18 protein-coding genes are annotated in these 24,371 nt (G+C 38.1%); 6 read left to right on the top strand and 12 right to left on the bottom strand.

Annotation, left to right across the window (positions count from 1 at the left end; genetic code table 11):
• Window positions 1–35: 35 nt before the first annotated feature.
• The 8 genes from DFR79_RS03085 to glgA all read right to left on the bottom strand — a co-directional run bounded on the left by DFR79_RS03085 (window position 36) and on the right by glgA (window position 8,436).
• Window positions 36–785: a patatin-like phospholipase family protein gene (locus DFR79_RS03085; RefSeq protein ID WP_133514041.1), complete on the bottom strand. Its 750-nt coding sequence runs from the start codon at window positions 783–785 to the stop codon at window positions 36–38.
• A gap of 39 nt (window positions 786–824) precedes the next feature.
• On the bottom strand, window positions 825–1,595 hold the full coding sequence (locus tag DFR79_RS03080; protein WP_133514040.1) for an ABC transporter ATP-binding protein: 771 nt from the start codon (window positions 1,593–1,595) through the stop codon (window positions 825–827).
• Entirely contained in the window at window positions 1,588–2,340 is a 753-nt protein-coding gene (locus DFR79_RS03075; protein ID WP_133514039.1) for an ABC transporter permease, read from the bottom strand. The genes DFR79_RS03080 and DFR79_RS03075 overlap by 8 nt, the downstream gene beginning before the upstream one ends.
• Window positions 2,321–3,271, bottom strand: coding sequence for an ABC transporter substrate-binding protein (locus tag DFR79_RS03070; RefSeq protein WP_133514038.1), 951 nt, complete (start codon window positions 3,269–3,271; stop codon window positions 2,321–2,323). The genes DFR79_RS03075 and DFR79_RS03070 overlap by 20 nt, the downstream gene beginning before the upstream one ends.
• Before the next feature lie 154 nt (window positions 3,272–3,425).
• Entirely contained in the window at window positions 3,426–4,364 is a 939-nt protein-coding gene (locus tag DFR79_RS03065) for a SufB/SufD family protein (RefSeq protein ID WP_133514037.1), read from the bottom strand.
• Window positions 4,364–5,113, bottom strand: a complete 750-nt coding sequence (locus DFR79_RS03060) for an ABC transporter ATP-binding protein (RefSeq protein WP_133514036.1) — start codon at window positions 5,111–5,113, stop codon at window positions 4,364–4,366. The genes DFR79_RS03065 and DFR79_RS03060 overlap by 1 nt, the downstream gene beginning before the upstream one ends.
• Before the next feature lie 128 nt (window positions 5,114–5,241).
• Window positions 5,242–6,465 carry a fucose isomerase gene (locus DFR79_RS03055; RefSeq protein ID WP_133514035.1) on the bottom strand — a complete coding sequence of 408 codons (1,224 nt, stop codon included), beginning with the start codon at window positions 6,463–6,465 and terminating at the stop codon, window positions 5,242–5,244.
• 201 nt (window positions 6,466–6,666) lie between these two features.
• Window positions 6,667–8,436, bottom strand: coding sequence for a glycogen synthase GlgA (glgA, locus tag DFR79_RS03050; RefSeq protein WP_133514034.1), 1,770 nt, complete (start codon window positions 8,434–8,436; stop codon window positions 6,667–6,669).
• Window positions 8,437–8,705: 269 nt separating this feature from the next.
• Here glgA and glgB point away from each other — a divergent pair, with 269 nt between their 5' ends.
• From glgB to glgD, 3 genes are read left to right on the top strand one after another with little or no spacing between them, the layout of a single operon-like run.
• A complete protein-coding gene (glgB, locus tag DFR79_RS03045; protein ID WP_133514033.1) occupies window positions 8,706–10,613 on the top strand; it encodes a 1,4-alpha-glucan branching protein GlgB in 1,908 nt (635 codons plus the stop codon).
• Window positions 10,606–11,796: a glucose-1-phosphate adenylyltransferase gene (locus DFR79_RS03040; RefSeq protein ID WP_133514032.1), complete on the top strand. Its 1,191-nt coding sequence runs from the start codon at window positions 10,606–10,608 to the stop codon at window positions 11,794–11,796. Before glgB ends, DFR79_RS03040 begins: the two co-directional genes overlap by 8 nt.
• Before the next feature lies 1 nt (window position 11,797).
• Window positions 11,798–12,952, top strand: coding sequence for a glucose-1-phosphate adenylyltransferase subunit GlgD (gene glgD / locus DFR79_RS03035; RefSeq protein WP_243727694.1), 1,155 nt, complete (start codon window positions 11,798–11,800; stop codon window positions 12,950–12,952).
• A 145-nt stretch (window positions 12,953–13,097) separates the two neighbouring features.
• On the opposite strand, the gene DFR79_RS03030 is transcribed toward glgD, so the two are convergent.
• From DFR79_RS03030 to pulA, 4 genes are all read right to left on the bottom strand, one after another.
• Entirely contained in the window at window positions 13,098–14,072 is a 975-nt protein-coding gene (locus DFR79_RS03030) for a LacI family DNA-binding transcriptional regulator (protein WP_133514031.1), read from the bottom strand.
• A gap of 102 nt (window positions 14,073–14,174) precedes the next feature.
• A complete protein-coding gene (gene gtfA, locus DFR79_RS03025; protein WP_133514030.1) occupies window positions 14,175–15,626 on the bottom strand; it encodes a sucrose phosphorylase in 1,452 nt (483 codons plus the stop codon).
• Window positions 15,627–15,870: 244 nt separating this feature from the next.
• On the bottom strand, window positions 15,871–17,772 hold the full coding sequence (locus DFR79_RS03020) for a DUF4914 family protein (RefSeq protein ID WP_133514029.1): 1,902 nt from the start codon (window positions 17,770–17,772) through the stop codon (window positions 15,871–15,873).
• 137 nt (window positions 17,773–17,909) lie between these two features.
• A complete protein-coding gene (gene pulA / locus DFR79_RS03015) occupies window positions 17,910–19,829 on the bottom strand; it encodes a type I pullulanase (protein WP_133514028.1) in 1,920 nt (639 codons plus the stop codon).
• A gap of 228 nt (window positions 19,830–20,057) precedes the next feature.
• Here pulA and DFR79_RS03010 point away from each other — a divergent pair, with 228 nt between their 5' ends.
• The 3 genes from DFR79_RS03010 to glgP all read left to right on the top strand — a co-directional run bounded on the left by DFR79_RS03010 (window position 20,058) and on the right by glgP (window position 24,244).
• Window positions 20,058–21,056, top strand: coding sequence for a carbohydrate kinase family protein (locus DFR79_RS03010; protein ID WP_133514027.1), 999 nt, complete (start codon window positions 20,058–20,060; stop codon window positions 21,054–21,056).
• Window positions 21,043–22,527 (top strand): glycosyltransferase, encoded by a 1,485-nt coding sequence (locus DFR79_RS03005; protein ID WP_133514026.1) that lies wholly within the window; start codon window positions 21,043–21,045, stop codon window positions 22,525–22,527. The genes DFR79_RS03010 and DFR79_RS03005 overlap by 14 nt, the downstream gene beginning before the upstream one ends.
• A gap of 106 nt (window positions 22,528–22,633) precedes the next feature.
• Complete coding sequence (glgP, locus tag DFR79_RS03000) at window positions 22,634–24,244, top strand: alpha-glucan family phosphorylase (RefSeq protein WP_133514025.1); 1,611 nt, start codon at window positions 22,634–22,636, stop codon at window positions 24,242–24,244.
• The last annotated feature ends 127 nt before the right edge of the window (window positions 24,245–24,371 follow it).

Raw genomic sequence — 24,371 nt, 5'->3', positions numbered from 1 at the left:
AATTTGCTCTTAACTCAAGCTTCTGATCCCAATATTTATATCTCAATCTCTAAATTTTTGCCATAATTATATCCCAGATCATAAAGTTCCTGACTGTATTTGGTATTTAAAATATTATATTTCGCGATTCCTGTGGGCTCAATATAAATATCTGCTTTTTCTCTAAGCTCCATTGCTTTAGCAAGGGTTTTTAGCTGAAAAGTTCTAACAGCTATATCGGTTATGCTTTCTATTTTTTCTTTTAAATTTACCGGCATCACATTGACAGCAATTATTTTATCACATTTATTGAGCAGGGGAGTAACCGGTAGATTTTCAAATAAACCACCATCAACATATAAGTCACCATTTATCTCAACTGGAGAAAAAAGTACAGGAATTGAGGAAGAGGCCTGAATAATTTTTATCAAATCTCCCTCACTAAAATACTCCATTCGTGCTTTTTCTATATTTGCTGCTCCCACATAAAAAGGAATCTTTAATTCTTCAAAAGTCTTGATTCCAAGAGATTTTTCCAAATTTTTGGTCATATTATCTAGAGTAAATATTCCCCGATCTGGAATACTCAGTTTGGCAAAATCAAAAAAATCGTTTTCATTAATCAATTCCATAACTTCTGCCGGCTTTTTACCGGCTGCAATAAAAGAACCCACAATTGCCCCGGCACTTACTCCTGCCAGAATATCTGGCTCAATCCCTTTTTCTGCCAGAGCTTTTAAAACTCCCAGATGGGCAAAGCCTTTAACTCCTCCCCCGGATAAAGCAATTCCTATTTTTGCTGCCATAAAACCATCCTTCCAACTTAAAATTTTAAAACAAACTGCCTAAAATAATTTCTTAATATCTTCTCTCACATATTCTATATCCGAAACTAAATCGGTAAAGATCTCCATAATATTTTCCAGTTCCCGATAAAGTTCTGGATCAGCGATTTCCCGACTGTCTCTTGGCTGTTCTACCATTATTTCTTTTTTTATTCCTTTAGCTTCAGCTGCCAGAATATAAATTCTATCAGCAAGCAGCAGTGCTTCTTCGGGATCATGAGTAATTAGGAAAATAGTAATCCCGGTTTCTGCCTGAATTACACTGATTAATTTTCTCAAATTGACTCTCGTTTTCATATCCAGTGATTTAAATGGTTCATCTAAAAATACAAGATCGGGTTTTACTGCAAAAGCCCTGATCAGTTCTAACCGCTGCTGCATCCCCCCAGAAAACTCATGGGGATAAGCATCTTTAAACTGAGCCAGTCCGGATAACTCAAAAAGTAGATTTCTAAGTTCAGCCTCTTTTTCCAGACCGTAATTTTTCTGCACAAAAATAAGATTTTCGGCAGCTGTTTTCCACGGTAAAAGTCTGGGTGACTGAAAAACATAAGCAAAACGGAGCTTGTTATTTTTGATTATCTGACCCGAATCTGCATTTTCAAGTCCGGAAGCTATCCGGAAGAGTGTTGTTTTCCCACTTCCTGAAGGTCCCAGCAGACAGCAGATTTCACCTTTCTTAATCTCAAGGTTCAAATTCTGAAGTACTTTTAAGCTTTGAAATGATTTATTAATATTTTTAAGTTCCAGAACCTTATTTGCTTCAGTCATTTTTCCACCTGCTGACATGCTCTTTTAGTTTTTCTAAAAGATAATATTCTACAAATAACATAAATAAAATCAAAATTATAGTCCAGGCAAAAAGTCGATCAGTTGCCAGCATAGAATTTGCCCGGCTGAGCTGATAGCCAATTCCACTTGAGGAAGCAATAAACTCGGCAAAAACCGATGATTTCCAGGCAAAAGCAAAAGCCACACTCAAAGCAGATACTAAAGCAGGTAGTAAAGAAGGTAAATAAATTTCCTTTAAAATTCTAAAACGGGGAGTAGAGTAAGCCCGGGCCATCTCAATCAAATCAGTATTCATTTCTTCTAAACCCTGATAGATATTAACGAAAATTACTGGCATTGAAACAATAAAAATTAAAAAAATTGGTGTTAAATCATCAGCCACTCCAAACCAGACCACTGCCAGTGAAACCCAGACTACTGGTGGTGTAGACTGAATAATTGTAATTAAAGGTCTAAATGTACGCTGCAGCAGAGAAAATCGGTGCAGCAAAAGAGCTAAAATTATTCCTGCTATTACAGCCATGCCATAGGCAATTACAGTTCTTCTAAAAGTAATCAAAAAACTTTCCACTAAAATACCGGAAACAGCAATTTCTTTTAAGGCCTGATATGTTTCTCCAATCGAGGGCAGGATGAGGCTGTTAAGTCCAGCCGCACCCCTTTCCCAGATTAGAAAAATAATAATTAATAAAATCCAGAATGGTTTAGTAATAAAATTCTTCATCTGGTAGATTTCCGCCTATTAATTCTGGATACATTTCCAGGATTTCTCCAAAATAAAGCTCTATTAACTCTCGTGTTTCTGCGTCAGAATAGATATTTAAATTAACCCGGCTAAATGAGCGTTTTAAAAGAGGTGCCGGCATATTAAAATGCCTCGAGGCAAGCTCTGCAGCTGCTGTGGGATTATTATTAATCCAGGCAACCCCCTGTTTATAATAGCCGTTAATAATATCTGTAAACTGAGGATATTCTTCAGTAAATTTGCCACTTGCAAAAAGCGCTACAAAGGGAATCCGGTCATCACCATGAATTTCCGCCCATTCTTTTTGAATATCCATTGACAGCTGAGCATCTTTTCCTCTGGCCAGACTAACAGTAGCAAGTGGTTCCGGTAAAATAATTGCGTCAAATTCACCGGACATAAATAACTTAGCTGCTCCAGGTAGAGGTCTATAAACTAAGTTTAAATCTTCTTCTGGATTAAGGCCATTCTCTGAAGCTAAGTAGCGGGCTAAAAAGTCAAGGGGTCCCCCCTGCAGAGGCAAAGCAAGTTCTTTTCCCTTTAAATCCTGCCAGCTATCTGCCTGAAAACCATTTGTCAGCAGATAATCAATCCCCCAGGTGTTAACATTCAACATTTTAATATTAAGACCACGATTATAGGCATTGGCACCTACATTACTTCCGGTGACTAAAAGATCAATATTATTTCGACCCAGCAGAGTAATTCCTCGCTGATGATTTGGTGATAAATTAATATTCAAATCAATTGCAGCCGGAAGTTCTGCTTTCTCCTGCATCCAGAAAAATGGCAGTGCTGCGGGTATATTCGGTGTCTGTACATTAATTTCCAGAGCTGCTGCCGGTAAAACTGACATCAAAACAAAACCCACAATCATAACTGCTGTTAATAATCTCTTTTTCTTTAACATAAATATCCCTCCATTATTTGTGCTCCCTACAGCTTACACCTATTACACCTACCGTTTACCTGTCGAATTTTGTCTAATTTAAATTGATTTTGTCTTAAGAAGATCACTTTCGACAAAATGCGACAAGAAACGGGAAGTAAACGGTAGGTGTACGCTAATCGTTTAATAGTCCCTGAATAATTACTTCTGAGGCTTCTTCTTCATCCAGACCGCGGGCCATTAGTGTCTGCAGCTGTGTACTGTCCACACTACCAATTGCCGCCTCATGAGTTACTTTTGCTTCTGGATGGCGGACATCTACAATTGGAATTGCCCGGGCAATAGCCTGATCTTTAATAATCTCAGTACAGTCAACATGGCCCATTGCCCCTGCAGCATCTGCAGTCAGCTCATTATAAATTTCAGCCTCTGCCTGATCTTTTAAAGCAATCTTGGAATCTAAAACACCTCTCGCTGACTCACCATTTAAATGAGCCGACTCTCTGATTTTAACCAGATCATCCTTCTGGCCGCTGATCCGGGCCAGCATTTCTACTGTTCCATGCTCGGCAATTTCTGCTTCATAATCAAAGTCTATTTTTCCAACTCTACCTTTAAGCAGATCAAATTTGGTAACCAGCTTACCGTGAGCCTCAACATTTATATCTGATTTAGCAATTACTTCTACTCCACCATTATCACCGTGGAAGTGATGTTCTTTATAAATATAGCTGCCGCCTTCTCCGATATTGATCACTGCATCCATGATATGCTCAACTTTGACTGCATTGGGAAAAACACAATCTGCTCTTACTTCTACCTGAGCATCTTTCTCAATTTCGACATTCATATCTATTATTTGTTTACCTTCCTTAGGTAAAACTCCAAAACACATATGCACCGGATTTTTAATTTTATAGCCTGCTCTGACAGTAACTTTAACTTTTACCTTATTAGCCTCTACTTTATCAGCTTCAACTTCCAGTCCTTCCACAGCATGCATACCCAGAATTTTATCCCTTTCCAGGACAACATGTGCTACTTCACTGTCAGAAAAGATATCGTCTCCACCGGCTTCTTGATAGGCATCAACCATCATTTGATAATCACTCATCAGCTGGCCACCTCCGTCTCACATTCTTCTTCTTTAACACAGGGGCCACAAAAAGACTTAAAATATTCACTGATATCTGAAGGGTCACCCTGACGAATGATTTCGCCTTCACAGATTAAAGCTGCCCTGTCTGCATATTTAAGCATTTCCTCAGAGTGAGTAATCAATAAAATTCCACTTCCGGATTCCTTAAAATAATTAATCATCTCAGCAATATTATTTAAAGCAACTACATCAACCCCGGAGTCTGGCTCATCTAAAATAATTAGCTCCGGATGCATTAAAATTAAGGAAGCAAGCTCGATTCTTTTTCTTTCGCCCCCACTTAAACTTTTATCGACATAGCGATCTAAATACTGATAGGGGTTAATAGCTACCTTGTTTAAAGCACTTTTTAATTTTTCTTCTGTAACTTCTTCCCCTTTGCTTTTGAGCCCTAAGGATAAAAACTCACGCACTGTTACACCCTGATAACGAGCCGGCTCCTGCCAGGCCAAAGTAATACCCTTTTTGGCTCTTTCGTTAATCGCCAGGTCATTTATTTTTTCCCCCTTAAAAATCATTTCTCCTTTTTGAGGATGATAGTTGTTAATCCCCATCAAACTATAGGCCAGAGTTGATTTACCACAGCCATTGGGTCCGATCAGAGCAAATACCTCCCCTTTTTCTAGAGAAAATTCCATTCCCTTTAAAATTTCTGCATCCTCAATTTTTAGATGCAGGTCTTTAACTTCTAATAATTTAGACATTATATTCCTCCTGTGAATTTATTAAATTAACCTACCGTTTACCAGACCATTTTTATCCAGCTACCAATTCATTTAACTGGAAGTTTAAATTAATGGTAAAAATTGGTCGCGTAAACGGTAGCTGTACGTTACTCCTTACCCAAAAATTCGTTAATCTGATCTGCATGCCTCCCGGGAATAATCAAATGATGATTACCAATCACATCATTTAAGAAATAATCTGAACTCTGAGGTAAAGATACTTTCAGCTGGGTTCTGCAGGTATTAGGAGAATCCATGTTTTCAATAATTTCTCCTTCTGCTACAAAATACTGCTCCAGTCCGGCTCCCCCAATTTTAAAAACTGTCACCGGCCCCGCTTCTAAAATCCCCTGAATTCCAACTCCAATACCTGTTTCAAAATGAGAGCGGATAATATATTCTTTACTGATATCTGTAGCTACTGTACAGTGGGCAAATAATATCTGATCATTATTTTTATCAATTGCTGCCGGGTTGGCCATAAAGGGCATTTGTCCAGTCAGCTGATGAGCTAAAAACATAGTAAAAGCTGCCGGAACATCTCCTTCACATCCTGCAACCAGACCCTCATTATTTAAAAGAGCCAGGGCAAGACAGCCGGTTGTATTAAGTTCCTTTACAATATCAAAACAGCGGATAGTCAGAGCATCCAGATCATTTTCTGTAATTACTTCCTTTAAGGCCAGATAAATTTTAGAAGCCTCTACCAGAGCAGCTTCATTGCTCTCCACAATTTTAGCAGCATTTTCTAAAAAATCAGCTGCAATACGCTTTGCTTTGCCAGAATCAATTTTTTCCAGGGCCTGATACACTTCCTCCAGTTCAATATCTACAAATTCAGTTCCCCAGTGATGAGCTGCATGTGGATAATCAATCTGACTGCCGATTAACCAGTCCGAAGGCTGACCGATAATTCCAAGCCGGGCCTCAGCAATACTATCTCTTACTTTTTTATATTCTGCCAGTTCTTCAATTTCACCTACCAGGTCTTCCATTTCCCCGTGCAGAATTTTTCCATCCAGTCCTTCCGCATTTAAGAAACTTAAAATTTCTAAAGCAGCAGGAAGAGAATTATGCAGTTCAGTCGCTAAGAGATAGGCAGGCTGCGGCAGATATTCCACATTTTCTGCAAAAATATTTTCGGATCCCCCTGATTTAATAAAATTAATTGTCAGATCAAATTCATTAAAATCAGTATAAGGAATCTCATCAGCTGCAATTTCCTCCAGCTCAAAATTATCCTCCAAAATTTGATACTTATCTTCTAAAGTTTCATTAATTTCTTTTTGATCATGAATCTCAGATACAATAGACACTAATGCTATTTTCATTATTAAACCTCCAGCTATTATTTAAAATATTATTTAAACCCAACTCAACTTATATTTCTCTACTTCTATTATATTTAATCTAAAAGCTATAAGCAAACAAAAGTGAGATTTTTATTAAATTGTGATATTTTTATCAACATTTAACAAGAAAAAGACCGCCAGTGAAGACGGCCCAGACATTTATTTTAGTTATTCAAGCAGTTAGATAGTTAACAAATTAGATATCTTCTGGTATTTTTTCTGACCAATCCCTTTAACTTTAGTCAGTTCTGATCTCTTTTTAAACTCACCATTTTTTTCTCTAAAGGCTGCTATTCTTTCTGCATAGGCATTTCCAATTCCAGGAAGTTCAGCCAGTTCAGACACTGAAGCCTGATTAATATTTACTAAATCTTGCTTTTTACTTTTAACTTTTTGACTCTGCTTTTTACTTTTTTCTTTAGCAGCAGCTTTTTCTGGATCAGGTTGATAAATCTTTATCTTAACTGCTGATTGAACTCCCTGCTGCAGCAGATTCTCTTTTTCCTCAGCGGTCAATTTATGATAAAGCTCAGAATATTTTTTAGCCGAGTGGTGCCAGCTGTAATCAAGATTCATAACTCGATTGACTAGCTTATTCCAGACTCCCTTCTGATCATAAAAAGAAACTGCTCTCTCAATTGTATGCAGCATATCATGGGCATTATAGTCACTGAAACTGAAACCTGTACCTTCACCTGTCTCTTCATTATAGGGAACTACCGTATCATTTAAGCCTCCGGTTTCTCTAACTACAGGAATGGTGCCATAGCGAAAACTAATCAGCTGACTTAAACCACAGGGCTCATATCGGGAAGGCATTAAGAACATATCAACACCGGCATAAATTTGATCTGCCAGCTGAGCATCATATTTAATATTAACCGACAGGTTATCCGGATATTGATGCTGTTTGGCCTTAAAGAACTCTTCGTATTCCCTCTGGCCTGTACCCAGAATTAACAGCTGAGCTCCGGCTGCCATTATTTCGTCAAAGACAGCCTGGATCAGATCAAGACCTTTCTGCTCAACCATTCTCGAAATAAAACCAATCAGTGGTTTATCTCCCCTGACTTCCAGACCGAGTTTCTGCTGAATATAAACCTTATTGGCTAATTTTTTGTCAGTTTCCCCTTTAGAAAAATTAACTGCCAGATTTTTATTGGTCTCAGGATCAAACTTATCATAGCTAATCCCATTTAGAATACCAGTTAAATCATCGCCCCTCATTCTTAAGGAATAATCCAGACCCTCACCAAAATAGGAAGTCTGAATTTCGTTAGCATAACTTTTACTCACTGTTGTTACATGATCAGCATAGACAATTCCCGACTTCATATAATTAAGCAGCCCATTATGTCTAATATTACCACTTTCCCAGTGATGTGGAGCTACCCCTAAAACATCTCCGGCTGCATGGCCTGCAAACTGGCCCTGATAACGCAGATTGTGGATTGTAAACACTGTTTTAATATCCTGATAATAACTCTGCTGTCGATAACGATCGGCAAAAAGCAGAGGCAGAGGACCGGTCTGCCAGTCATTTGCATGAATAATATCCGGCTTAAAACCAATTACCGGCAGCATATCTAAAACTGCCTGTGAGAAAAATGCAAACTGCTCGTGTTTATCTTCATTTTCGTAAATTGAATCACGATCAAAATAATAATTATTGTCAATAAAATAAACTGGAACTCCATCTTCTTCTAATCTGTTTACACCTAGATATGTATCTCTCCAGCCCAGATTTGTTCTAAAATGGCAGACCGCTTCCATTCTATCCTTGTATTTCTGGGGAATCTGTCGGTACTGTGGAATCACCAGTCGAACATCATGCCCTTCATCTCTCAGTGCCTGTGGTAAAGATCCAGCAACATCAGCCAGTCCCCCGGTTTTAATAAATGGATCCGCCTCTGAAGCTACAAATAAAATTTTCTTCTTTTCGTTATTCATGGAGCCACCTCCTGTAAGTATCCAACTCAATTCTATCTACTGTCTGTTAAATTTACAAAATCAACTAAATTTTATATCTTACATCTTTAGTTTAATAAAAGTAAAGTCCAATGTCAACTAAATCGATTTTTATAAAAAGACTTGTAAATTAAGAACCTAGACACTGATTAATTAAAGGAAATTTAAAATAAATAGAGAATAAATACAATACAACAGAAGATTTAGATTTTTTAAAATAAATTTATTTAAGATTCTAGGGGGGAAGCTTTATGCCAAAAAATAATTTTCCTGGTGATTACGATCGCTATCTTTTTCATCAGGGCAGACATTATGAAAGTTATAATTTTTTAGGAGCACATATCACAGAAGAGAACGGTAAAAAAGGAGTACGCTTTACACTCTGGGCACCAAATGCTGAAGAAATTAGTGTGATTGGTGATTTTAATGACTGGGATAAACTTCAAAATCCAATGCAGAAGATTAAAGATTCCGGAATCTGGACCACTTTTGTCGCAGGTGCAGAAAATAAAATGTATTATAAATACTGGATTCGAGGCTATAGAGGGGTAGTTCGAGTTAAAGCAGATCCCTATGCCAGAAGACAGGAACCAGCTCCCAAAACAGCTTCTCAAATTTATGAGGCAGAAAAACACAGCTGGAGTGATCAAAAATGGGTCAAGAAACGGAAAAAGGCTAACTATCATAAAGAACCGCTCAGTATTTACGAAATGCATCTGGGGTCCTGGAAACAAAAAGATGGGGAGTTAATGAATTACAGAGAAATTGCCGATGAACTGGTACCCTATATTAATGAAATGGGTTTTACACATGTAGAGCTGATGCCCTTAACGGAATATCCTTTTCCCGGTTCCTGGGGCTATCAAACTACAGGTTATTTCGCCTTAACATCCCGGTATGGTACTCCCGAAGATTTTATGTATTTTGTAGATCAGCTGCATCAGAATGATATAGGAGTTATTATGGACTGGGTTCCAAGCCATTTTTGTAAAGATGATCACGGCTTAAGATTATTTGACGGCTCTCACCTTTATGAAAGTTCTGATCCCCGCCGAGCCGAAAATATCCAGTGGGATACTCTAAATTTTGACTTCGCCCAGAATGAAATCTGGAGTTTTTTAATTTCCAGTGCTGATTACTGGCTGGATAAGTTTCATATTGACGGATTAAGAGTTGATGCAGTCAGCAATATGCTTTATTTAAACTACGAAAAAGAAGATGGCCAGTGGGCTGCCAACGAATATGGTGGTTTTGAAAATTTAGAGGCCATAGAATTTATTAAAGAACTAAACAGTGAAATGTTTGAACGTTATCCTGGAATTTTAATGATCGCTGAGGAATCAAGTGCCTGGCCTTTAGTTACAGCTCCTGTTGATGAAGGAGGTCTCGGTTTTAACTTCAAGTGGAATATGGGCTGGATGAACGATACTCTTGCTTATATGGAACATGATCCAGTTTATCGAAAATGGGAACACAACAAATTAACTTTTTCCAGTATGTACAGTCAGAGCGAAAATTATGTGCTTCCTCTTTCCCATGATGAAGTTGTCCACGGCAAAAAGTCATTACTCGACAAAATGCCGGGAGATTACTGGCAAAAATTTGCCAACCTGAGGCTTCTTTTTACCTATATGTATGCTCACCCCGGCAAAAACCTTCTCTTTATGGGAGGAGAATTTGGACAATTTATTGAATGGGATTTTAAACAGGATCTGGACTGGCTTTTGCTGGATTATGAAAAACATCAATTAACTCAGGACTTTATGCAGGAATTAAATCAGGTTTATCTTAAGGAAAAAGCACTCTGGGAACTGGATCATGAACATGCCGGTTTTCGCTGGATTGAAGCAGATGATTATGAGCAGAGTGTTCTCAGCTTTATCAGAAGTTCTGAAAATGAAGCGCAGCAGCTAATAATTGTTTTAAACTTTACTCCTGTACCAAGAGATGACTACCGAATTGGAGTTCCCGGACCTGGAGAATACGAACTTCTTTTAAACAGTGACCAAAAAGTTTATGGAGGCTCTGACTATGAAACAGCAGCCAGAGTCAAAGCTGAAGCAAAGCCTTTCCATGGTTTTGATTACTCAATTAGTATTAATCTGCCGCCGCTGGCCGGTATCTACTTGAAATACAAAGGAGGTAATAGATATGCCTAAAGAAGAAATGGTAGCTATGTTACTTGCCGGTGGAAAAGGAACAAGATTGGGAGTTTTAACTAATAATATCGCAAAACCAGCTGTTCCCTTTGGGGCAGAATATAGATTGATTGATTTTCCCCTCAGCAACTGTACTAATTCCGGGATCACTACTGTTGGAGTTTTAACTCAGTATAAACCCCTGGTTTTAAACAGCTACATTGGCAGCGGCAGTTCCTGGGATCTTGACCGCCACAATGGAGGAGTAACTGTACTTCCCCCTTATGTTAGAGAAGGGGGAGGTTCCTGGTATAAAGGAACTGCAGATGCAATCTACCAGAATATAGAATTTTTAGATATTCATGATCCGGAGTATGTGCTGGTCCTCTCAGGAGACCATATTTATAAAATGGATTATGCAGAAATGTTAAATTATCATAAAGAAAAAAATGCTGACATTTCTATTGGGGTAGTGGAGGTTCCCTGGAAGGAAACTCACCGTTTTGGCATTATGAATACCAATCAGGATCAAAAAATTATTGAGTTCCAGGAAAAACCAGAAAACGCCAAAAACAATCTCGCCTCAATGGGAATTTATATCTTTAACTGGGAATATCTAAGAAAATATTTAATTGAAGAAGCAGAAGAAAATGAAGATTCAGCCGGAGATTTTGGGCACAATATTATTCCAAAAATGATGGCTGATGAATTAAACTTTTATGCCTATACCTTTGATGGGTACTGGAAAGATGTAGGAACCATCGAGAGTTACTGGCAGGCACATATGGATCTGCTGGGAGAAGAGCCAGATCTGGAACTCCAGGACAGAAACTGGATTATTTATAGTGTTAACCCCAATCGACCGCCCCAGTATTTATCCGAAGATGCAGTGGTCGATAATTCGATGATCAATAAGGGAACTCAAATTATGGGAACAGTCAAAAATTCAGTTCTCTTCTTTGGGGTTAAAGTGGCCCAGGATGCTGTTGTGGAAGATTCAGTTATCCTGCCCAATACCAGGGTCAATACTGGTGCCAAAATTAAAAACTCCATTGTGGGTAGAAATGTAATTGTAGAAAAAGATTCTAAAATTGGAATTGAAAAAGAAAAAGAAGCTAGTGATGAACTAAAAATTACAGTTATCGGTGATGATGAGGTCATCCCTGAAGCCTCAAATATTAAAGCAGGAATGGTGGTGGGATAAAATGATGATGACACCTGTTTATAAAAAAGGCGGAGCAAATATGAATAATGTAATGGCTATTATCAACAATGCCCTTGATGAATCATTCCTGGATAAATTAACCGGCCACCGTTCTTTAGCTTCTGTTCCTTTTGGAGCTCGCTACCGACTAATTGATTTTCCTTTATCCAATCTGGTTAACTCAGGAGTAACTAATGTTGGTCTGCTCTTACAAACTAAGTACCGCTCACTAATGGACCACATAGGTTTTGGCAAAGCCTGGGATTTAGACCGCAAACGCAATGGTCTCTTTATTCTGCCTCCAGCCCATATTTATCAGGCAAATAGAGCCTACAAAGGAGATCTTCAGAACTTCGCCAGTAATATTGACTATATTAAACGAAGCAATCAGGAATATGTAATTATCGGCAGTCCCAATGTTGTTGCCAATATTGACTACCGAGATGCCTTTAAATATCATGTAGAACATGAAAATGATATTACAATAATTTACCGGGAGCTGGATGTCTTTCGCAGAGACACAACTTATACAGTAATTAATACTGATGATAATGATCGAATTATTGACATGAAAGTTGACCCCAAAAAGAATTTTTACAAAAAGATTTCTCTCCAGCGTTATATAATGAAAAAAGAACTGCTATTAGATATTATTGATGACTGCATTTCTAAAGGAGAATGGGATTTTGTTAAAAATGCAATCATTGGTAATCTTGATCATCTAAAAGTCTATGGTTATCCCTTCCATTCCTATGCAGCTGTTATTAATTCTATCAATGGTTATTACAAGAGTAATCTGGAACTATTAAAACCGAATGTCTGGCAGGACCTCTTTTTAAAAAACGGTCCAATTTTTACCAAACCCAAAGATGAAGCTCCAACTGCCTATAAAAATGGTGTAAATGCCAGAAACATTCTGGCTGCAAATGGCTGTTCCATCAAAGGGGAGGTTAAAAATAGTGTTTTATTCAGGGGAGTTAAAGTCCACCCTGGAGCAGTTATTAAAAACTCAATTATTATGCAGAAATCAGAGATAGGGGCCAATGCTTATCTGGAAAATGTGATTTTAGATAAGGGAGTTCAGATAACTTCTAATAAATCACTTAAAGGTGATACTAATTTACCAATGATTATTGCCAAAAATGCTATAGTTTAAATTAAAACCTGAATCACTTTTAAAAAATAAGGAGATTAAAGTTAACTAAGGCAGGGGAAGTCTAAACCCTGCCTTTTTATTATTTAAGCTAGGTCTGCCATTAAACCATTTTAAAATTTCTACTAAAAGCCAGATTATTAATTATTTAGGCCGATTCCCGGACAATTAATTCGACATCTAAAATATTCTTCTTATTAATTTCTTCTCCCTTTACTGCCTTCAGCAGCTGCCCCACAGCTTTCCGGGCTATCTCTGCTGTCGGCTGTCTAATTGTTGTGATTTCCGGATTATAGAGGCGGGCCAGCTCAAGATCATCATAACCAATAACTTTTAAGTCCTCAGGCACCTTAATCCCATTTTTTTGAGCTTGCTTAATCACTGCAGCAGCAATCAGGTCACTGCCGGCAAATATACCATCAAGCTCTCTATTTTCAGAAAAGATTTTGGCTGCCAGCTGCTGATATTCTCGACGGTCAAAGCTGTCCAACTGACATTGATAATTCTCAACCTTAAAGCCAGCTGCTTCCGCTTTTTCCTTAAAACTCTGATAACGCTGATTGGAGAGTAAATCCAGTTCCAGACTTCCCCCAATATAGGCCAGTTTTTTTGCTCCCCGGGCCAGCAGATGTTCTGCTGCCAGTTTACCCCCTTTTTTGTTATCAGCACAGATATAAGGGAGACCTTCAATTTCGCGATCAAAAGTTATAACTGGCAGATCAATCTTCGTTTCAGCAGCAATATCAATAGTATGGCTGGCCAGAAAAATTCCGTCTACCTGCTGGGCCCGCAGCATATTAAAATAGTCTTTTTCCTTTTCTGCCTCCAGCCGGGAATTACAGAGCATAATCTTATAGTCCTGCTGGTAGGCAAATTCTTCTAAATAGGATAACAGGCTGCTAAAAAAGGGATGATTAACTGCTGGTAAAATAACTCCCAGAACATTCGATTGCTGTTTAGTTAGTGACCTGGCAACAGCATTAGGACGGTAATTCAGCTCTTCCATTACCGTAAAAACTTTATTTCTAGTCTCATCAGCTATATAACCCCGATTATTAATCACCCGGGAGACTGTAGTTACCGTCACACCTGCCTTTTCGGCTACATCTTTTTGTGTAGTCATCTTAAACTCTACCTCCTGAATAATTAATGCCCTTAAAATAGTAAATCAACTGCTATAATTTAGAGTCCTGATAATTTTGCACCTCTAATTTAATTATTTACTTTAGAGATTTAAAGTTTTTAGCTCTGCATTTTCCCGATCAAAATACTTGATTTCAAAACTGCAGCTGCTAAAATCAGCATTTAAGTGTGCTTCTGTTTCTCCCTTCTGCCAGCTTATCTTTAGATTTTCCTCACTCTCCGAATCATGAATTGTATAATCTCCATCAAAGGCGGGATAATAATTGCGGAATTCCATTAATTTTATCAGCTTCTGAACCACAGGTCGTTTTACTTCCTTATCTATTTCTGCTTTAGAATAATAATGGCGGTTAATATTACGCCCTACCTTTGTCGCTTCTAAAAGTTCAATATCATTTTTCCCAGCCAGCATTCCTACATAATAAACCTGTGGGATACCGGGAGCAAAAAACTGGACAGCTCTTGCCAGCAGATAAGAATCATTGTCATTACCTAAAGCTGAATAATAACTGCAGTTAATCTGATAAATATCAAGGTTATCATAAGCCTCACTGCTGTAGACTTTTTTAACATTAGAACCCTGTTTGTAAAGCGTTTCTCTGGCTGCCTCTATTTCCTGGTCTGTCATTAAATCTTTGACATCAACGACTCCAATCCCATCATGAGTATCTAGAGTTGTATATTGATGCTCAGGACACTTTTTTAGCCAGTCTCTAAGCCTTTTCGAGTTTGAACTGTAAATTGAGTGCAGTAACAGCATCGGCAGAGAAAAATCATAAACAGGATGACCCTTTTCGGCAATTTTGAGCTGAATTGAATAATGCTCGTGAATCTCGGATAATATTTCTACACCTTTTTCTGCTAAAATATCTTTACAGTAATCTAACAGTTCCCAGATCTCAGGTTCAATAAAGAAACAGCTGGTCCCCGCCTTTTTGATCGCATAGGCAAAAGCATCCAGTCTAATAATGGAAGCACCTTTATCCGCCAAAAATTCCAGATTTTCCTGAATAAATTTTCGTACAACCTCAGATTCCATATTTAAATCAAGCTGTTCTTGATCAAAGGTGCACCAAATTTTCTCAGCTGTACCATCTTCAAATTCTACCTCAATCGAAGGCGCTCGGGGTTTTCTCTTATAAATTAAATCTACTTCCTCTTCTGTTGGCTCACCATCTTCCCAGAAATCCTGATAGCGAATAAAAAAGTCAGAGAACTGTGAATCATCTTTATGCTGCTGAAAATCCTTAAAGTACTCAGACCGTTTTGAAATGTGATTAACCATAAAATCAAACATTAAATAATAATTTTCTTTTAAGGCTTCAAGATCACTCCAGTCCCCAAATTTAGGATCAACTTCTCTGTAAGTTAGAGGTGCAAACCCCCGATCTGCAGAAGAAGGATAAAAAGGAAGAATATGAACTCCACCAACTGCTTTTTTAAAATGAGTGTCTAATACTTCTTTTAAATCTTTGAGGTTCTGGCCCAGACTATCGGCATATGTAATTAACATTATTTTATTTTCTACTGACAACTTAACCCCTCCCTAATTAATATCTTTTAATTTCTAAAACAATTTAAGACTATTATCCAATTAAGCACTAATTCAACTTTAATTATATTCTTATTTTAATATCTAACATTTTATATGTCAAGCGCATAACATATTTTTTAAAAAAAGAAGAGCTGCTAACTCTCCTTTTCTTTTTATATGATTTTGATCAGAAACTTCATTCTTTTCAGTAAAACAAATCACTGTCTGCTATCTGGAGTCTGCTTTAGATCTGCCTGATTATCGGTTGTCCTTCTATCAAATCACAGTAATCATCTACACCACCATCATTAAGGGCAGTCTCAATAATTTTTCTACCAACAGGATCAAGTCCCGGTTCTAAATACTGTTTAATACACTTTTTGAAGAAATCCGAAAGAATCTTTCCACCTAAATCATAATCTTTTTCGCCAACTTCGGGCTGACGGTGGACCTGTAAGAATTCTTTTTCTATATGCTGTCCCTCAACCAGCAGCTCCTGCAGTGAATATCCAAGCAGAGGCATTCTGGCCGGTCTCAACTGATCTTCAGTAAACCAGGCTCCTCCCCGGCGAGCTAAATATTCTCTGGTAATCCACTCCGGCATAAATCCTACCTTCCAGGCTCCAATATGCTGATTGGGAATTAAAATATATTTAACCTCTGGTGTATCCATGATTTGTTCCAGTAATAAATTTGCCTGATCTACCTTTTTACCGGTTGCAAAAGGCCAGTAAGATCCAACACCTTCAGAACTCATTCCTTCTCCTGTAATAATACTTGGATTACCGTGGCCTCTTGGTGCAACCAGGCGCCACAACCAGGCTAAAGCTGGAGGCAGAACATGGAAAAGCCCCATAATTCCATAAGTCGGATTTTCTTTAGTACAGGGAGGTACTCTAACTCCAAAACTGCGGACATCAATAGAAAGCGGTTCTTTTAAAACATCCGGTATAATATCTCTGGGGATGGTAACCCGGGGATTAGGACAGGGCTTGCCCGGTTCATCCTCAATATGTTCCCAGATTAAGGCAGTACTATTTGGTGCTGCATCAATATTTAAAAATAATAATGGTTTATCAGGATCAGCTGTAATCGCTTCCAGGTTGGGCTCAGTTCCATATTTGTCAATATGATCAACTCGTACAAACCAGGAATTTTCAGCATCCATTAAAGTTAACTTGCCATTATCCTTCTGCAGTGAATTATGACAGATTGCCATATCATCAGTCATCGGTCTTAAACCACAACCCTGTGGTAAAGTAATATGGAACTTCTCATCTGTCATTAAATTTTTACCAAAGAGCAGGCGTCCACTTCTTTCTCGATGCATATCCTCTAACATCTCACTTTTTCCACCACCACTGGCACCTTCGTGAGATATGTTGACCGTATTCCCATAAGGAGTTACTACCTGAACAGCTGAACAGTGCAGGGTTACCCACTCTTCTTTTTCTCCCTGATTGATTAACATACCATAAACACCCTTTTTGGCACTGGGTCCAGGATAAAGATTATAGGCAAACATCTCGTATTTACTGGTCATTCGGCGGTGAACAACTACCTGTTTCCCGTCAAAATGAGTATGACGGAATGGGGGGGCTATATAAATATGAGAGCTGGGCTTAAATACTTCTTCCCGCTCCCTTGTATCTACTATTCCCTGCAGCAGGGAAAGACCAAATGCAAAAAAAGCAGCATTGGCCGGTACTACAGCTAAAGCTTTAACTCCCAGTCCACTGGGACCTGTTTCAAAAAAGAATAAAGCAAGTTCCTGGGACTTCAGCCAGTCAAATGTTTCACCTCTCATATTTTCTTCAAATTTTTCTCCAAATCTCTCTTCATATCTTTCTTTGTCAGTAGGTTTCTCATCAGCAATTAACATACAGTCAGGATCACGACGGCGCATATAGGTTTCAGGATAATTGGCAGAAATACCATTTCGCACTTTACAGACTACTGCTTCTACCACCTGCCCCTTATCAGGTATCTCATATTTAACTTCCTGACAGCCGTTTTTAGCATCTCTAACTGAAAGTTCAACCAGCTGCTGTTCATTATGAGCCACAGTATATTCAGGACAGGCCTCCAGTAATTCCTCAACCTCTTCTGGCAGCTCAACATTCTTCAAATTTTCATCTTTAATCATATTTTACTCTACTACTCCCTTCTTTGTGTTAAATTCTAAAAAATAGTGAAGATTGTTACAATTTAAAAACAAAAGCTTTCAGTATTTTCAAATACTTAGTATTAATTTTATCACAAAAGCAGAAAAGCTACAAGCTTTTAATAGCCTGTAACCAGATCTGCTGCATAAATTACCATCCCGGAGATTGGTGGAACCCTTACTTCATTAGAATGAAAAAATCGAATCGGTTCAGTGCCCGCTTTTTTATCATCAACTACTATAGCCCAGGTTCGGTAATCGGGTAAATAAAACTGCTTCCACTCCTGAGAAGGGTTTAAGAGCACTATAATTTTACTCCAGGCATCTTCATTAGCATTATTAAAAAGACCATAACCTACAGTTCCAAAAGGCGAATCTATAAAATGTATATTTTCTTTAATTGCTAACCGATTTCGCATCCTGAAAGCAGGATGGTGGCTGCGTAAATTAATCAATCCTTTAATATAGTTAAAATGTTCCCGGTAAGTAGTTTTCCTTTCCCATTTCAACTCATTTACTTCAATCCCGGAATCAAAGCTGTTTTTATCACCAAATTTTGTCCTTAAAAACTCAGTCCCGGCTGGAATAAAGGGAACTCCCTGAGAGGTAAATAAAATCATCTGACCCAGTTTATGTATTTTCTGGCGCTGCTGCTCATTAGCTCCCGGGCAGGAGCGGGCTAACTTATCCCAGAGAGTTAAATTATCATGTGATTCTAAATAATTAATGCTTTCTCCAGGATGCAGAGCAAAACCATATAATCGTCTTTCTTCTAAACCAATTGCTCCAATAACTCCCTCATCTATTTCTCTTTCCAGCCCAATTTTACCCTGAATAAATCCTTTATCTGTACCATCACTGTCACCTTTGAGAGCATTGCGGAAATTATCATTAAAAACTGAAATTCCTGTTCCCCGCTGATCACCCTTGCGAATCTGCTGGTATCTCTCAAGCTGAGGCTCCAGTGCGGTCCATGGTTCTCCATAAATTAATACTGAAGGGTTTTCTTCCCGTAATTTATTCTCGGCCAGAAGCATAGTTTCTCGATCAATCGAAGACATCAAATCAAAACGAAAACCATCAATATGATATTCCCGACTCCAGTATAAAAGTGAATCAACAATAAATTTCCGCATCATTTCGCGCTCACTTGCAATCTCATTGCCACAACCAGAAGCATTGGCAAAATTACCATCTTCGGTAAATCGATAAAAATAGTTGGGGAAAATCTTCTGGAAGGGAGAGTTTTGAGTGTGATAGGTGTGATTATAAACTACATCCATGATCACTCCAATTCCATAAGAATGAAGGGTTTTGACCATCTTTTTAAATTCATAAATTCTACTCTCATTTGCAGGATTAGAGGCATAAGAACCTTCAGGTACCATATAATAAAGTGGATCATAGCCCCAGTTATAGTCATCTGGATCTGTATCATCAACAGAAGCAAAGTCATAAACAGGCAGTAAATGGACATGGGTAACTCCCAGTTCCTGAAGGTGGGCAATCCCGGTCAGCATTCCCTCACTATTTACACTGTGCCGCTCGGTAAAAGCCGTATATTTTCCCCGGTGCCTGATTCCACTTTCTTTAGAAATAGAAAAATCTTTAACATGCAGTTCATAAATTACTGCATCAACCGGATCTTCTAATTCAACCCTTTGATCATGAGTCCAGGTTGGAGGATATATCTGAGAGGGATCAACGATCAACCCATACTCACTATTTGTACCCACTGCTTTAGTCCAGGGATCCACGAAATTAAATTCCTGCCGGGGAAGTCGCAGATTCAAACGATAATAATTTCCATAATGTTTTTGCGGCAGCTTAACTTCCCAGGTATCACTGAAAGCAGACTGCAGAGCAAACTCATCCACTTTCCTGGTTCCCTGGTCATCAGCATAAATCTCAATCACGGCTGCCTGAGCAGGCGGTGACCAGATTTTATATGTTATCTCTGATTCAGAAAATGTTAACCCTAAATCATCACCTGGATAATATAGTCTTGCCGGCTTATTACTAATATTTTGATTAAACATAAAATCATCTCCACTACTACAATTTATAGATTGTACTCTGACAGCATTGAATTTCAGAAGTATTTTGCTGTCATTTACTACAATTGTCTGTATTACTTATTATTCTTTATCTTTATTACTATTCCTGCCCTCAGCCGAGATTAATTCATTAAAAAAACAGGTTATTTGTAATCTATGTAGAAATAATATTTAAGAGTGGTTTTAAAATCTAAATGTGAGGTGAGGCGATTGTTAACAATTCATGACAGTTTTACTTTCGAAGAAAATGACTTCGATATAACTGCTTATGGAGAAGTTCTGCTGGATATGATATCCCGGGAAGAGGTTCCACTCAAACAGTGTGCTAATTTTACCCGCTATTTTGGTGGGGCTCCTGCCAATGTATTAGTAAATATGCAGCGTCTCGAAAATAAAACAGCATTAATCAGTAGAATTGGCAGAGATGAGTTTGGCGAATATTTGAGAGAAATTCTGGAAAATGAAGGTGTTAATCTTGATTGTTTACAGTCTGATCCGGAAGAGGGAACTCCAATCATATTCGTTAACAAAAGTAAGAAAACCCCTTCCTGGCTGGCTTATCGGGGGGCAGATATTAAGCTGCAGATAAGCAAACAAATATATGATAAAATTGACAATTCTTCAATCTTTTTTACCGGCAGTTTTATTCTCTCAAAAAACCCCGCCCGGGCAACTGCAATTAAGGCTCTAGAATATGCAGTAAAAAAAGATAAATTTTTTGCTTTTGATCCAAGTTTTAGAGCTCAGCTCTGGCCGGAAGGTAAAAAAGGCGCTCAAATTATCAAAGAGCTTATAGCTCAAGCTGATATTATCAAACCATCTTTAGATGATGCTTATCACCTCTATGGACAGGATCATCCCGAAAATTATTTAAAAAAATATCACAGTGATGGTGCAAAAATTGTTATTTTAAGTCTGGGAAAAGATGGAGTTCTTCTCTCTGACGGCAGCACTGATCCCCTGCATATACCTGTTTTTACGGAGAAGGTAGTAGATGTCACAGGTGCAGGTGATTCATTCTGGTCGGGATTACTAACCGGTATTTTAAAAGGCCTGTCACTCAAAGAGTCTGCTCGCCTGGGAAATGCTGTAGCTGCTTTTAAAATTCAGGGAGTAGGAGCCCTATCTTCAGTTCCACCGTTAAGTGAAATTATATCTTATTATGATATACAGCCAATTGAAGGAGGTAATTTTAATGAGCGAAATTAAACATGTAGCATTTTTAAACCCTCAGGGGAATTTTGACCAAAATGACAGCTACTGGACAGAACATCCTGATTTTGGAGGCCAGCTGGTTTATGTTAAGGAACTAAGTATGGCCCTGGCTGAAATGGGGATTAAAGTAGATATTATTACCCGACAGATAAATGATCCCGAATGGCCTGAGTTTAGTGAACTCTATGACAGTTATCCCGGCTATGATAATTTAAGAATTATCCGTCTTCCCTTTGGCGGTGACAAATTTTTAGCCAAAGAAAAATTATGGCCTCATTTAAAAAAATATGTAGATACAGTTGCTGAATTTTATGATGAAGAAGGTGTTTTCCCGGACTTCTTTACCACTCACTATGGAGATGGAGGAATGGCTGGGGTACTGCTTAAAGAAAAAATGGAAACTCCATTTTCATTTACCGGTCACTCACTGGGTGCCCAAAAAATGGACAAACTTAATTTTTCTCAGGGAAATTTTGAGCAGCTGATTGACCGCTTCAAATTTCACAGCCGGATAATTGCCGAAAGATTAACCATGAAATTTGCCAATCAAATTATTGTCAGTACTTCTCAGGAAAGAATGGAGCAGTATTCTCATCCTTACTACAAAGGTGCAGTTGATGTAAATAATAATGATAAATTCTCTGTTATACCACCTGGAGTAAATACTGATGTTTTTGACGGCAGTTATTCTAAAGCTACTGCAGAAATGATAAATCAATATCTTAAACGTGATTTAAAAGCTGACCGAGTAGATAAACCAGCAATTATCTGTGCCAGCCGCCTTGATCAGAAGAAAAATCACCTGGCTTTAGTTAAAGCCTTTGCCGGTGATCAGGAACTTCAGCAGAAGGCAAACCTGATTATTACTTTAAGAGGAATTGAAAACCCATTTGAAGATTATAGTTCAGCTGCAGGAGAAGAAAAAGAGATTTTAGATCAAATCATGGAAGTAATTGAAAATAATGAGCTGCAGGGTAAGGTCTCAATGTTTCCCATAAGCAGCCAGCAGGAATTAGCTGAATGCTATGGTTATCTGTCAGAACGAGAATCAGTTTTTTCTCTAACCTCATTTTATGAGCCTTTTGGCCTGGCTCCGGTAGAAGCAATGGCCGCTGGTTTACCTGCAGTAGTAACCAAAAATGGTGGTCAAAGCGAAATTATGGGTAATGATGAGTTTGGGATTTTAATTGACCCGGAAGATCCCGAAGATATAGCTCACGGCCTCAAAAGAATAGTTGCTAATAATTCGGTCTGGAAGGATTATCAGCTAAAAGCAAAAGAAAGAGTAGAAACTACTTATACCTGGAAACAGACTGCAAAACGATATCTTAAAGCAATGGAAAAAGGTCTAAGCTTTGAAATACCAGTGATTCACAGCGAAATACCGGCCTACTATTTCCTGCCAGATAGTGATAATGAACATAAGTTATTAGAAGCATTTAAAGAAAAAGTTTTCAAAAAATAGACATTTGCTGAGAATTTGATATAATAAATAATTAGGAATAGATATTATTACAAGATTTATGCAATCGTTTGAATAAACATTAATTTTAACAGGGAGTGATTTATTAATGAACAATAGTAAGCCGCACACAGCTTATTTTTGTATGGAATACGGTTTAAATGAAAATATGCGTATCTATGCAGGTGGGCTTGGAATTTTAGCAGGAGATATTCTTAAAGGAGCAAAAGAATTTTCTTATCCTGTAACTGGAATTGGACTTTTATGGCGCAAAGGATATTCAAAACAGGTAATCAACAAAGAAGGCAGACCTGAAAACCAGCATCCCGTAAATGATGAGATTTATGAACATGCTGAAGATACAGGTGAAACTGTATCTGTAACAATTAGAGATCAGGAAGTAACTCTAAAAATCTGGAAGCTGGATAAGTTTGATAATGCAACCTTATATCTGCTTGATGCCAACTTTCCAGAAAACAGAAAATACCAGACAATTACTGACGGGCTTTATGACGGCTTTAATGAGAGAAGAATCGCCCAGGAAATTGTACTTGGTATTGGTGGAGTCAGAGCAATTCGCAAACTTGGCCTCAACATTGATATTTATCATTTTAATGAAGGTCATGCTGCTTTAGCAGGAACAGAATTAATTAAAGAAAAAATGGAAAGCGGAATGGACTTCCATGCTGCCTGGGACAGGGTTAAAGAAGATATTGTCTTCACAACCCATACCCCGGTCAAAGAAGGAAACGAATCTCACAGTTTAGACAGCCTCAAAAAAATGAGTGCTTTCAATACCTTAACTAGAGAACAGATGAAAGAAATTGGTGACAGTCCATTTGGAATGACTGTAGCAGGATTGCGATTATCAAGAATTTCTAATGGTGTTGCTAAACTGCACGGACAGACTTCCCGCGAAATGTGGAAAGATGTTAGCGGTAAATCACCTATTATCTCAATTACCAATGGTGTCCACAGAGGTACCTGGGTTGATGATAGAATTGTGAAAAATATGGGTGATACAGAAGCTATCTATAATACTCACAAAACAATGAAACAGGAATTAGTAGACTTTATTAAAGAAAGAAATGGTGCCCAATTAGATCCTGATAAATTAATAATTGGATTTGCCCGGAGAGCAACTGCTTATAAAAGACCTAATTTAATCTTTAAAAAGTCGGATATTATCGATCCATATCTAGAATCTGGTGAGATCCAGTTAGTATTTTCCGGTAAAGCTCATCCAACAGATGATAACGGCAAAGAAATTGTAGCCAACCTGGTTAAAAAGGCAAAAGAGTTTCCAGACAGTGTGGTTTTCTTAGAAGATTACAATATGGAAATTGCACGCTATATGACCCGCGGTGTTGATATCTGGTTAAATAATCCCCGTAAACCACTGGAAGCAAGTGGTACTTCCGGTATGAAAGCTGCTATGAATGGCGGCTTAAACTTAAGTATCCTTGATGGCTGGTGGGTTGAAGGTTGTGAACATGGAATCAACGGCTGGCAGTTTGGAGACGGCTATGTAGGTGAAGGTCAGGACGAAAGTGATCTTTACGCACTCTACAGGGTCTTATTTAACGAAGTTGTCCCTGCTTTTTATGGTAACAAAGACCGCTGGAAAGATATGATGATGGAAAGTATTGATACTACTTATGAAAGATTCTCCGCTAAAAGAATGCTGGAAAGATATTATGCGGAAATGTATAATAAATAAATAATAAAAAGAATTGGCCATAACCTACACGACGACTTTCATTGATAAATAATAAGCTGCAGTTTCTAACTTCTTTCAGTCAGACAGGGAAACTGCGATCGCTTATTATTTATATTCAAGTCTGTTC

It is taken from the genome of Halanaerobium saccharolyticum (assembly GCF_004362045.1).
GTDB lineage: Bacteria > Bacillota > Halanaerobiia > Halanaerobiales > Halanaerobiaceae > Halanaerobium > Halanaerobium saccharolyticum_C.
The sequence above is the reverse complement of the archived record's forward strand: the minus strand, read 5'-3'. Positions and strand labels throughout refer to the sequence as shown.